Annotated in this window: 12 protein-coding genes; 1 reads left to right on the top strand and 11 read right to left on the bottom strand. The window is 56.7% G+C overall.

Annotation, left to right across the window (positions count from 1 at the left end; genetic code table 11):
• Positions 1–14: 14 nt before the first annotated feature.
• Positions 15–152, top strand: a complete 138-nt coding sequence (locus VGG64_18005; protein ID HEY1601500.1) for a hypothetical protein — start codon at positions 15–17, stop codon at positions 150–152.
• 268 nt (positions 153–420) lie between these two features.
• Here VGG64_18005 and VGG64_18010 read toward each other — a convergent pair whose 3' ends face one another.
• From VGG64_18010 to VGG64_18060, 11 genes are all read right to left on the bottom strand, one after another.
• Positions 421–1,233, bottom strand: a complete 813-nt coding sequence (locus VGG64_18010; GenBank protein ID HEY1601501.1) for a hypothetical protein — start codon at positions 1,231–1,233, stop codon at positions 421–423.
• Positions 1,234–1,277: 44 nt separating this feature from the next.
• The gene (locus tag VGG64_18015) at positions 1,278–1,460 is read right to left on the bottom strand and encodes a hypothetical protein (GenBank protein ID HEY1601502.1); all 183 of its coding nucleotides are present in this window, start codon (positions 1,458–1,460) and stop codon (positions 1,278–1,280) included.
• A 28-nt stretch (positions 1,461–1,488) separates the two neighbouring features.
• Entirely contained in the window at positions 1,489–2,613 is a 1,125-nt protein-coding gene (locus VGG64_18020) for an ABC transporter permease (protein HEY1601503.1), read from the bottom strand.
• Between the two features lie 2 nt (positions 2,614–2,615).
• Positions 2,616–5,396 carry a ribosome-associated ATPase/putative transporter RbbA gene (rbbA, locus tag VGG64_18025; protein ID HEY1601504.1) on the bottom strand — a complete coding sequence of 927 codons (2,781 nt, stop codon included), beginning with the start codon at positions 5,394–5,396 and terminating at the stop codon, positions 2,616–2,618.
• A gap of 9 nt (positions 5,397–5,405) precedes the next feature.
• On the bottom strand, positions 5,406–6,557 hold the full coding sequence (locus VGG64_18030; GenBank protein HEY1601505.1) for an HlyD family efflux transporter periplasmic adaptor subunit: 1,152 nt from the start codon (positions 6,555–6,557) through the stop codon (positions 5,406–5,408).
• A gap of 233 nt (positions 6,558–6,790) precedes the next feature.
• Positions 6,791–7,510, bottom strand: a complete 720-nt coding sequence (locus VGG64_18035; protein ID HEY1601506.1) for a hypothetical protein — start codon at positions 7,508–7,510, stop codon at positions 6,791–6,793.
• A gap of 206 nt (positions 7,511–7,716) precedes the next feature.
• The gene (locus tag VGG64_18040; GenBank protein HEY1601507.1) at positions 7,717–8,055 is read right to left on the bottom strand and encodes a hypothetical protein; all 339 of its coding nucleotides are present in this window, start codon (positions 8,053–8,055) and stop codon (positions 7,717–7,719) included.
• 122 nt (positions 8,056–8,177) lie between these two features.
• On the bottom strand, positions 8,178–9,071 hold the full coding sequence (locus VGG64_18045; protein ID HEY1601508.1) for an SgcJ/EcaC family oxidoreductase: 894 nt from the start codon (positions 9,069–9,071) through the stop codon (positions 8,178–8,180).
• A gap of 195 nt (positions 9,072–9,266) precedes the next feature.
• A complete protein-coding gene (locus VGG64_18050; protein ID HEY1601509.1) occupies positions 9,267–9,542 on the bottom strand; it encodes a hypothetical protein in 276 nt (91 codons plus the stop codon).
• Positions 9,543–10,172: 630 nt separating this feature from the next.
• Positions 10,173–10,997, bottom strand: coding sequence for a polyphosphate kinase 2 (gene ppk2 / locus VGG64_18055; GenBank protein ID HEY1601510.1), 825 nt, complete (start codon positions 10,995–10,997; stop codon positions 10,173–10,175).
• A gap of 625 nt (positions 10,998–11,622) precedes the next feature.
• The coding region (locus VGG64_18060; GenBank protein HEY1601511.1) for a hypothetical protein at positions 11,623–11,867 on the bottom strand (245 nt) is incomplete at its 5' end.

An 11,867-nucleotide genomic window follows, 5' to 3' on the forward strand; every position in this document is an offset into this window, starting at 1 on the left:
TTGTTGAGGTAGACATGCTCCGTGCATGCCCCTACCGCTATGCCTATCACGTAGGCAATCAAATCCGGGCTATGGAACGAAGTTCCAAGCACAAGTCGGCCAAGACGAGTGGACCGAATCACATCGATCCAGGGGGCGTGGTAAAGCTGTAGAAACTCAACGGACCACGCGAAACAGACAGCGCCCAATGCAATTCGCATTGTTGAGCTGTTACGAAAAACGAATCCGAATCCGAGAAACACAACGAGCGCCCAAAGCGAATCTCCGCCATATTTGGCAAGGAAACTCGGGAACGGGAGGAGACCCGACCGCCAAAGCAGGCCAGCCCCGATAGCCAGCGCCGTAGCTAAGGCATATGTTGGTCGACTCCGCTGAGCTGGAGCTGTTGATGGGTTCATTAGTTCCGGTTTCGCAAAGATCCTAACGACCCAAGCCCAGCGAATCGTTGTCCTGCTTGACAGACCTTGACCGAAGTCGACGATACGCGAAACGAGTCCCCGCAGCGACTACTGCGAGGCTTGCCACTATCGCCCCAATCATGCGCAGCCCTCGATTTACTGCTTCTTGGTACTCATTACCGCGCACATCACGGCGTTCGGTCGCAAGTATTCTCGTGGCCTCCTCGATTGTCGTTTCGAGCGAGTCGTAATACTTGCTGGCGAAAGCTTGGTCAACATCCACTCCCTCGGCAATCCAACGCCGCTCATCGGCGGCAATCGAATCGAAGTAAGCTTGAGCCTCTGCCAATTCATGGTTCAAGTCGGCAGATAGCTTTTCGAGATCAGCTTCAGTTCCTCTTTCCTTCCGATAGTTAATGTAGCCCAAATGGCCGTATGCCATATTCACCGCGGCATTTTCGAACTCATCTGTCGTTACATTATTTTCTGATAGCTGCGACACTCGGTAGTAGGATCGCGCCGCCAATTGGAGAGCGTCGTCCTTATAGGTAGGCCACGCGATCAACAGATCGCCAACTGTCTCCAAAAGCAACGGCGAGTCGTAGTTCGCAAAGTGCATCATGCCCAGCACACCTTTTTGGGCGGCCGCTAATTCCGCCTTCATTTCCGTAGCATCCGGTGACTCTTCATTGATTTGCCCATCAGCCCATCCTCGCTTCTCCAAAACAAATCTGGCAAAGCCGCAAGCCTGCCCTTTTGGGTGAATAACTGGAGTCAGTGGTTCGGCGGCAGGATGCGGCGATTTCCGCTTGGTGAGAAAATACTCGGCTAGCAACGATTGATACTTTTCGCGGCCAAAGTGGGCGTCGGGATTGATGGCTATTGCCCGGCTTGTTCCAGCAGCGAGATCCCCTCGGCATGTCTGCCGAGCTTGGAATATGCCACAGCGAGATCATCCGACAGTGCTGGGTCGTCCTCGACGCTGCGCATCCGCTTCGTACGATCTTGAATTCGCCATTCATAATACGCTGCGCTGTGGCGGACAAATTTCCCGGTGATCATTTCCAACGATGCTTCACACGGCGAAGTCCTATCGTGTGACAGCGATCGAACGGCGGAATTGTCTCAGGCTGAAGCTGAAGAACAGAAGGCCCATGCCCGACACCGCCAAAAACTGGGGCCAGACCGTTTCCAGGCCGGCGCCGCGATAGATAATCGCTTGCGAAAAGCTGACAAAATGACGCGACGGCAGGAAGAGCGTGAGTCGTTGGAGCCATTGGGGCTGGCTTTCAATAGGAGTGTTTCCCCCCGACAGCAATTGCAACACGATGATCAGCAAAATGATTAGCAACGCAAACTGGGCCATCGTTTGGGTAATCGTTCCCAGAAAAACGCCGAGAGCCGTGGCGAAGAACAAGTACAGTACCACGCCCGCCAGGAAAAGGACGGGCGACCCTGCAATGGGAACGCCCAGGACTCCCTTAACCACGAACACCAGGGAAGCCGTTACCGCTATCAGAATCACCAAGCCATTTGCCCACACCTTGGCCATTGCGATCTCGAAAGCGGTTAGTGGCATCACCAACAGATGCTCAATTGTGCCATGCTCCCGTTCGCGAAGAAGCGCTGCTCCGGTGAGGATGATCGTCAGCATGGAGATTTGATTGATAATTGCCACGATACCGTAGAACCAAGAGGCGTCGCCGTTGGGATTGAATTCTTTGCGAGTTACGAGTTTGACGGGCGCCGGGCTTCGATCTGCCGATTGTTCGAGAAAACGAGATACTTCCGTGGAAATAATTCTTTCGATATACGAGGCGCCGATGCTCGCTTGCAGCATGGCGGTCGCGTCAATGTTGACTTGCACTACTGGTCGCCGATCCGTGCGGCAATCGGATTCGTACTTCGGTGGGATGACCACGACAAACATGTAACGCCCCTTTTCCATCGCGGAATCGACGTCGCCGGGGCGGATGATCTCGGGCGAGCGAAACCGCGGCGGATAAAATGCGTCAATCAGCCGCTCGGACAGAGCCGACCGGTCTTCATCCACGACGGCGATTGAGGCGTTATTCACTTCGGAAGAGGTCCCTTTGGCTTGGGTGTAGATGGCCAGCGTAAAGGAATACGCAACAAAGATCATGAGAATGAAATCGCGCTGCAAACTTCGCAATTCCTTCATTCCCAGCCAGAAGATGTTTTCGGCCTGGCGCATGGTTATACCTCTTGCCGTCTGAGCGCCGCGGCCGCCAGGAGCGTGAAGACCGGTATGAAAATGGCCAAAGCCGCAACATCGCCCATCAGGGCACCTGAACTAAGTCCCTTCGTGAACGCACCCACACTGGCATGCATGTAGTAGGTGGTTGGCCAGACAGTACCCACCAGGCGTGCGGCGCCGTCGAGCGTAGAAACGGGTTGCAGCATGCCCGAGAACTGCGTGGTTGGCAGGATCGTAAGAATCGCGGTGACGAAGACGGCGGCAACCTGGCTGGAAGTAAAGGTCGAAATCAACAATCCGAAACCCGTAGTAGCGATGACGTACAGCAGCGCACAGAGCGAGAGTATTAGCCAGCTGCCTTTCAGCGGCACGCCGAATACCACGACCGACATGGCGACCAGAATAAAATAGTTGAGCATTCCAATCACGACATAAGGCAACTGCTTACCCAACAGAAAATCGAGCCGCTTGCTAGGCGTAGTATAAAAGTTTGTTATCGAACCTAATTCTTTTTCGCGCACGACGCTGACGGCCATCAGAATCGCAGGAATCAGGACCAGCAGGATCGCGGGTATGCAGGGAACAATCGCAAAAATGCTTTCAAACGTCGGATTGTAAAGAAAGCGGGACTCGACCTGAACGGGCGCCGGATAGCTCGCGTCGCCCGGATGCGATCGTGCTTCGCTGGCGAGCCAGGTGCGATTCGCGCCAATTGCGTATTGCTGAATTGTTTCTGCACGGAATGGATTGGCGCCGTCGATCGTGCCCGAGACTTCTGGCTCGGCCCCACTGAGAAGATCTCGTCCAAATTGCGGTGGGATTTCAATCGCCAGCGAGATATCGTTGGACTTCATGCGCCGCTCCAGCTCCTTGCCATCAGTGAGCGGCTCTTGCACGGTAAAAAATCGCGGGTTCGCGAAGGCTTCGAGGTATTCGCGGCTTTCCGGGCTTTGGTCTTCATCGAGCACGGCATAGCGGACGTGTTCCACATCCAGCGTGATCCCAAAGCCGAATACCAGCATAAGTACGGCCGATCCGACAAACGCGAACGCCAGCCGCACCGGATCGCGCAATAACTCCAGCGATTCTCGGTAGCTGTAGGCCATCATCCGCGCTAGCGGCCACGCGGCGCTGGATTTTGGTGGTGCGACTGATCCGGCGGACTTTCTTTGGTCGTCCTCAGCGGGGGATGTTCCAGCGGACGTCGGTGCTGGCGACGATTTGGACTGCTTATTTCGCATCTCCAGATCGGCGGCTGCGATGTATTCAATGAACGCTTGCTCCAGAGTCGTCGCGTGACGGGCCTCGCGCAGCGCGTCGGGCTTATCGCAGGCTAACACGGTTCCTGCATGCATCAGCGAAATGCGATCGCATCGCATGGCTTCGTTCATGAAATGCGTCGAAACAAAGATGGTAACTGACTGCTGGCGTGATAAATCGACGAGCAACTCCCAGAACTCGTCGCGAGCGACAGGATCGACGCCCGACGTCGGTTCGTCGAGAATCAACATCTCGGGCTCGTGGATCACCGCCACTGCCAGCGACAGCCGCTGCCGAACGCCCAGCGGCAGCGACTCCGATAGAACGTCCAGGTGCGGTCCCAATCCAAAGCGACTGACCAATTCGTCGATGCGGGGCTTGAATTTATCGGGCGGCAGATGGAAGAGGCGCGCATGGAGCAATAGGTTTTGTCGCACACTCAATTCGCCGTAAAGCGAAAACGCCTGCGACATGTAGCCGACGCGATTGCGAATGTCGATGCTACCGGCTTCGACGGTCTCGCCAAATAGCTTCGCTTCACCCGACGACGCGGGCAATAGGCCCGTCAGCATCTTCATGGTCGTCGATTTGCCGCAGCCATTCGAGCCGAGAAAGCCGAAAATCTCGCCACGATCAATCGTGAAGTTGACATTGTTTACCGCCACAAAAGTACCGAACCGCCGTGTAAGATCCTTTGCGTAGATCGCCGGTTCTCCGCCGCTGGGCACGCGCGGTGGGATTGTCAGCTTGCAGCCGCTGCCGCGTTTGTCCTTGGGCAGCAAGGCGACAAAGGCCTCTTCAAGATTTTGCGTGCCCGTGCGCTCTTGAAGCTGAGCTGGAGTCCCAGCGGCCAGCACCTTGCCGGCGTCCATCGCGATGATCCAGTCGAACTGCTGTGCCTCGTCCATATAGGCCGTGGAAACCAGCACGCTCATACCTGGTCGTTCCTCACGGATATTGTCGATCAACCTCCAGAACTGCTGGCGTGAGAGCGGATCGACACCCGTAGTTGGCTCGTCCAGGATGAGTAGGTCGGGATCGTGAATCAATGCGCAGCACAAGCTGACCTTTTGCTTCATCCCGCCTGAGAGCTTGCCCGTCGGGCGATCGGGAAATGGATCAAGTCCGGTGGCCTTCAGCAAACCATCGATGCGCCAGCGACGCTCGGCCGCCGCTTGGCCGAACAAGCGTGCGAAGAAGTCGATGTTCTCAAATACGCTCAATTCCTTATAGAGATTCTTGCCGAGCCCCTGCGGCATGTAGGCCACGCGCGTACAGACTGTGTCGCGATGGCGGCGATCGTCCATGTCGCCTCCGAGAACCTTGATCGAGCCGGCCTGCATTTTTTTGGCGCCGGCGATTAGTCCCAGCAAGCTCGACTTTCCGACGCCGTCGGGCCCGATCAGCCCGACCATGCAGCCGGAAGGAATATCGACCGAGATGTCGGCAAGGGCCGTCGCCGATCCGTAGCGATGCGAAACGGCCGCAATCGACGCGACGGGAGGGCTCATACTCGACATGAGAAGCGCCTAGGGTTGAGGCGCGGGAAGCCGCCGCTCAAGGAACTCTGGCCAGGCGACGTTCGGATCAATCCGCACATACCCTTCGCCGCGGATACCGGTTTTGATCTTATCGATGTGAGCCTTTACCGCTTCGGCAGGCACGGTCAGCTTGACCTTGAACATCAATTTGTCGCGCTCGCTGCGTGTTTCAACCTGCTTGGGCGTAAATTGGGCCTCCGGCGAAACGAACGTTACATGGGTGCGCGCAGCATAACCTGGAACGGCATCGAGCGTGACTCGTGCCTCGTCACCGATACTGAGACGAGTCGCTTGCTGCGAGGGCACAAAGATTGTCATGTAGATATCAGTTAGATCAAGCAAAGTCAGCGCCTTCCCTCCGGCCGATAGCACTTCGCCCGGCTCGGCCAAACGATACAATACGCGCGCCACAACCGACGATCTAAGCGTCGAGTCGTCGATTTGGCTCTGAACGCGTTTGACTTCGGCGACGTTGGCGTCGATGGTCTTTTCCGCGGACAGTTTTCTGGACTTCGCAGCTTTCAACGTCGCCTCGGTAGAGTTGAGTCTGGATTTGGCCGTGTCCAATGCCGCTTCGGCCGCACTACGCCTAGATTTGGCTGTATCCAATTCCGCTTGCGCAGAATTCCGTTGCGCCACGCGCTGGTCATACTCTTCCTTCGTGGCCACTTTTTTGGAATATAGCTCCTCCGTGCGCGCGAACTGTTGTTTGGTCAATAGGAAGTTGCCTTCAGACTTCTGAATCTGAGCTTTCGTCGCGGCCGAGTCGGCTTCGGACTGCTTGATGGTTGATTGCGCAGTGACTACTTCCGCCTCGTATTCCTGGACTCTGGCCTCGGCAGTGCTCATTTGCGCCTCGGCCTCATGTACTTTTGCCTCAGCGTTTGCCAGCTGCGCGTCAAGTTCGCTCGTGTCCATCGTGGCAAGAATCTGACCCGAGGAAACTAGGTCTCCTTCCCGTACGAGAATCTCCTTGACCCTGCCGGCATACTTTGCCGCGATGTCGATTTGAGTGGCCTCGACCCGTCCATTACCCGAGACGATGCCTGCCGGCAGGCCGGGCTGTTGGTGATTCTTCCACCAGAGATAACCGCCGGCCGCAAAAGCGGCCAGGATGCCGACCGCGAGCAGGCGTTTCATAGCGGGTAATCCGTAGAGATAGGCAATGTCGTCCGCGTTGCGCCTTAGATCATACGGCCCACCAACTGATACCTCAAGCAATCGCTTTGTGGATGTAAGCCCGACAGGATTCGTCGAAAGCGCGCGTGCCAGGTCATGGATCCGCAACCGTGATTCATGGGCGCAGGTAAATTATGCGTGCTGGTCACCTTTTTCATTTCCATCACATTTGCATTTTCGAGAATCCATTCAGACTATTGAGTCGGCTCTGGAATGTGGACCATCAACCACTGCTGCGTTTGTCCGTCAGCAAAGTGAATCAGCGCGGGGCCCGTATCTTGCGTCAGATTCGCCAGGCCGGTTTCGATGATGGGACGCGTCTGATCAACTATGCTCCAGGCAACTCTTTGGGTTTTTTTATCGGCCATTCCTTCCAATGGTTGCACCTTGCCCGTGAGCGTATTTTTAAGCGTACCTGAGATCACACCCTGTTTGCTGATCGCAAGCTGCATATAAAGCGATGGTTGAGTACCGGAGGCTGGCCCGTCTTGTGTCAGCGCAAAAACGCCCAGCGGCAGCCAGTCGGACTTTTCCGAAGCGTCGCTCGGTGCGCTGCCGGCCAGCGTAGCGGCCTGCTCGGCGTATTCGTCTGCGGTGGCTATGGGTTGGTCGCCCGAATAGACCTGGTCGTCTGCATAATAGATGTCCTCACCGTAGCCATAGGAGGCAGGCGCACTACCATATCCACCCCAACTGCCGAGCGCGCCCCACGTCGCCCAAGCAAAGGGACGGGTGATCGCCCAAGCGCTCCATCCCGGATATTCTTGCCAAAAATCGCCAGGGTTGTGGTCGTGGTATTGATTGCGAATTTCATCGCGCCGCTGGTCGCGGTTGTTCTGTCGATCACCTCGGTTTTCGATCCGTTGCGGGCGGTTTTGTGCGAGATTGTCGCGACCAGTACCCGGTCGTCCCACGTCGGGTCGCCCGGGCCGCCCAACATCTGGCCGTCCGGCTGCTCCAACATCTGGTCGCGCGCGTCCTCCTGCAGGACCGCCGATTGCACCGGTCGATGGCGCCCTGCCGCCACCCTGTAGGAAGTCGGTCGCCGCACCGCCGGGGCGCCCAGCGCCGGCCCCACCAATTGCACCAGTCGCCGGCGCCGGAATGTCGAGAAACTTGCCTAGCTGACTCGCGGATGGTCGACTGCCCGCGGCGCGATTTGCCACTCCGCCCGCGGCGCCGGGACGCTGTCCTGCACCGGCAACCGGGCCCTTTTGAGCGCCACCAGGTCGGACACCTGTTTTTGCTCCCGCGGCCGGCCGGGCTGCTGCTTTTGCGCCCGCCGAACCGCCAGGTCGCGCGGCGGCCCGTTGACCTCCTCCCGGGTTCGGCCTGGCGCCTGCACTGGGACGTGAAGGGGATGGCGAAAATCCGCCGCCGCCACGCATGCCTCCACCTCCACCGCCGCCACGACCTCCTCCCCCGCCGCCGCGTCCACCACCACCGCCACCGCGACCAAGGGTTTCAGATTGCATGGCCCAAGCAAGTACGCCGATCGTCATGGCGGCAACTATGACTCTTTTCATTGTCGAACCTCTGCCGCGCAGTGCTTGCAGCGTTGATTATGAATCGAAGCGGTCTTCAGCGCCGCTTGATTTGAATCTCGTCGATATTGGGAAGCAATTCGTCACCGGCCGTGCGTTCGATCGTCTGCCAGGTAAACGAGTCAGCGTCAATCTGCTCCATGACATTGACCATAGTCGCAGCGCGCCCATCCGGAAGAGTGCCACGGTTGCGAATAAACCAGAGGCGGCCCTTCTGCTCCCACGTACCATCGGTAAACGTGCCATTGGCGTCGAAGGTCCAGGAGCGGATAGATTTCGCCGCTGGATCCCAACCAATAATCTGCAATCCTGACGCGGCGATTTCTCCTTCGATGGAAATTGTGAACGTTCGCGTCAGAAAGCTCTGGTTCTTGGTCCAGTTGCAATCCAATTCGACATCGGCATCTTCGCTGTCGCTCGTCCACTCTCCGACCATCCATTCCAGAACCTTCAGTTGCTCGTAATGAGACGGAAGATTGTCCTTCTCTTTGTCGGTGACTCTATCGAGCAGCCATTTGCCGTCTCGTTGGACCTCGACGGCCATGTACTCGAACTCCTCCGGCTCCGACTTTGGATCCAGAAAGCGAGTCGTGCCGCGCTCCACCGCCACGTTAGGCGAGATGAATTGGATCGACTCCACACTCACTTCCGCCTTTAACTCCGGCTGCTCCTTGAACAATTCGGCAAACTGTTCTGCAATGGCAGCACGCCCGACGACCTCATCACCCGTCACCCGATTCAGATAAACCGCATCGGGCGACCAAAGGTCGGCCAAGGCCGCGGCGTCGTGCTTGTTGAACGCGTCGACATATGAAGCGACCATCTTCCGAATGGCAGCCTCGTTTACCTCAGCGTCGTTGGGCTGCTGACCACAAACGCCGTTCGGACCAACAGCTGCAAGAATCAGCAGAACCTCGGATAGGCGTCTCATGACTGATGCATCCTGATTCGATGCTGTGTCCGGGCGGAGGAGCCCACGATAGGTGATGGGAAGCGTTGACCTCGGCCCGCGACCAACAAGTTGTTTCGCGGTCGAGGCCAATTCATTTGAGCAAATGCTTCCAGCAAATCAACAGACGAAGGCAGAATTCCTACGGAGCAGCCGGCATTACACTATAAAAAGCGACTAAGGCTGCTCCGTTGGCTGCGATAATCGGGTGTAATCGCCCGACGCCCAGAGCGGGCTGTTGGGCGACGTTCGATAAGCGCGGCGCAGCGCATCTGGATTGGGGCATTGGTTGCGCAGCAGCGCGTCGATTTGAGCAAATGTGTCAGCGGCGAGATAGTCGTTCCATTGGGGCTCGTATTCGCATGAAACTGAGACGAGCGTTCTGAACCTCGCGCGGATCGACGCCTCATCGCCGTCGAGCGCGGCCGAATGAAAACTCGTGAGGCTCAGCATCGCCGAGTCGAGCCAGAACGCAATTTCGCGAAAGTCACCTGGCGGCGTCATTGTTTCCTCAGCCTCATCGCCACTGTGCATCCAACCTCGTCGACCCATTAGCCCGCTGGCCAGCCCGAGGCACCTTTTTAGCCACTATTAGAAATGTGAGTTGCTCCGTAGCCTGATGATGTGAGGATCAGTCGCATTGCCAGGGTTCGGACCATTTTAGAACAGTCTGAATTCCGAAAACATAGTGGCGAGTGATTTGGCCGATTTGCCATCAATCTCAAACCCTATCTCGATCGAACCGCGTCGCCGGTGGAGTTCAGTAAGAGTGCTCGGGCGCGGGTGCTAAACTTTAATCACTCGGGCCCCTTGCATTAAAGAGGCCTTTCACCGGCCAAGTCAATTTACCCGTTACGCTTGTTCCAACGTGCGTGGTGCTCGAGTATCAGACGGATGCCCGCCAAAATGCATCGATGCTCTGCAACTCACTGGCCGCCGGTGACTGCGGCGATACCTTTGATGTTCCGGCTGGAAATTCGGTCGCTGTTGGCGTCATATTTAACTCCCGTTTTTGTGAATGCCGCTTCGGCTCGTTTCGGCTTGGCTCCTCTAAAATCGGCTGCATACGGTGACCAGCTCGATCTAGTACTTTTCCGGAACAACGTTCCGATTCTCAACCGACGACTGGTCATCATACGCCCTCTTGTCCGACCGCTTCGGCAACTTGATTCTATCGTGCGGAAGCGCTTTGTAATTGACCTTGGTCAACATATGGCTGATGAGGTTTAGCCTTGCTCGCTTCTTGTCGTCGGACCGGACGACGTACCACGGGGCCCACGCCGTGTCCGTCGCCGCGAACATCTCATCGCGGGCTCGTGAATAGTCATACCACCGCGAGTAGGATTTAACGTCCATCGGCGACAGCTTCCAGATCTTGCGGCCGTCGTTGATGCGCGACTCGAGGCGGCGAGTCTGCTCTTCCGGACTAACCTCCAGCCAATACTTCAAAAGAATGACGCCTGACTCAACGATTGCCTTCTCGACAGGAGGCGTCGCCTTCAGGAACCACTCCACTTGGTCCGTGTTACAAAACTCCATCACCCGTTCGACGCCCGCGCGGTTGTACCAGCTGCGATCAAAAATTACGACTTCGCCAGCTGCGGGCAGGTGGGGAATGTAGCGCTGAACATACATCTGAGACTTTTCGCGTTCAGTCGGAGCCGGCAAAGCAATGACGCGAAAGACACGGGGACTCACGCGTTCGGTAATTGCCTTTATGGTCCCTCCTTTCCCTGCGCCATCACGGCCTTCGAACACAACGCAAATCTTCAGCCCCTTATGCTTGACCCATTCTTGCAATTTCACGAGTTCGACATGCAACTTGAAAAGCTCCCTTTCGTACTCCTTCCGGCTCAGCTTCTCGTCCAGTTCCTTGCCACCATTTGATTTGTTTTTGTTTCTGCTCATTCGCTTCGACCCCTTTGCATTGAAACATAAAGACCGTGCCATTCAATCTCTGGCTGAGTTCCAAGAAGTATTGCGAAATCTCGCGAACACAGCCAGCAACGGCCAATGCCCCCTGCCGATGGTTCGTAGCTGTACGACCGCCTAGATTGCGCAGTAGATGAGCGATGCGCTTTAGTGGTTGGCGCCCGTGCCGCTAGGTGATCTGAAATTCGACGATCAAACCTGGTCCAGTTGCAATGATAGACTGGGCACTCGTCGGCTCGTCACAAACCGGCCAGAACAGAGTATCGCGTTGCTCGCGTCGCACGAGTTCTCGTCACTTTGATTTACGGGACGAGTTTATTGGAATCGGATCGTCCGGCGAGAGCGGTCTGCGGAAAGGCAGGCCCAGGCACCTGGTAAAGGAACCATCTGCGGCACCGAGTTCGGCTCCCGCCGCACGAACCTGGTCGCCGACCCACGAGCCGGTTTTGTGAGCATTTGGCAAATGTCCGCCCAAATAGGAAGGTTGAGGGAAATGCTTGACCCGGGGCTGGCGTGCAACTAGTTTGCCGTTTACTGGGCAACCGTGGCAATGTTGCCAGCGATACCGCCATTCATACATCTGGAGATCGCTAATGTTGGGTTAGCCAGCCTCGAAAAACAGGCGGCCCTGACAATTCAGAGCGAGCGACTTGGCAGCCTTTTTGGGCGGTCGGTGGGCGCGAATCCGCGCGGGCAGCACGTATGACAGATCACCCAGCGAGATGAAGCGCGCGCTCCCCGATGAAGCGTGTATGTCCTTGGCGATGCGAGGGGTGTGATTCGGAACGCCAGTATCTTGGCCTGTATTCTCTTCGGCGGATTGGGCTTCCGTGCAATTTCGCGTTC

The organism is Pirellulales bacterium, assembly GCA_036490175.1.
GTDB lineage: Bacteria > Planctomycetota > Planctomycetia > Pirellulales > JACPPG01 > JACPPG01.

What these genes read in the sequence shown, in the direction of transcription:
- VGG64_18005 (HEY1601500.1), top strand. Translation starts at nt 15, where the DNA reads ATGCTCCGTGCATGCCCCTACCGCTATGCCTATCACGTAGGCAATCAA.
- VGG64_18015 (HEY1601502.1), bottom strand. Translation starts at nt 1,460, where the DNA reads ATGATCACCGGGAAATTTGTCCGCCACAGCGCAGCGTATTATGAATGG.
- VGG64_18020 (HEY1601503.1), bottom strand. Translation starts at nt 2,613, where the DNA reads ATGCGCCAGGCCGAAAACATCTTCTGGCTGGGAATGAAGGAATTGCGA.
- rbbA (HEY1601504.1), bottom strand. Translation starts at nt 5,396, where the DNA reads ATGTCGAGTATGAGCCCTCCCGTCGCGTCGATTGCGGCCGTTTCGCAT.
- VGG64_18030 (HEY1601505.1), bottom strand. Translation starts at nt 6,557, where the DNA reads ATGAAACGCCTGCTCGCGGTCGGCATCCTGGCCGCTTTTGCGGCCGGC.
- VGG64_18045 (HEY1601508.1), bottom strand. Translation starts at nt 9,071, where the DNA reads ATGAGACGCCTATCCGAGGTTCTGCTGATTCTTGCAGCTGTTGGTCCG.
- VGG64_18050 (HEY1601509.1), bottom strand. Translation starts at nt 9,542, where the DNA reads ATGCTGAGCCTCACGAGTTTTCATTCGGCCGCGCTCGACGGCGATGAG.
- ppk2 (HEY1601510.1), bottom strand. Translation starts at nt 10,997, where the DNA reads ATGAGCAGAAACAAAAACAAATCAAATGGTGGCAAGGAACTGGACGAG.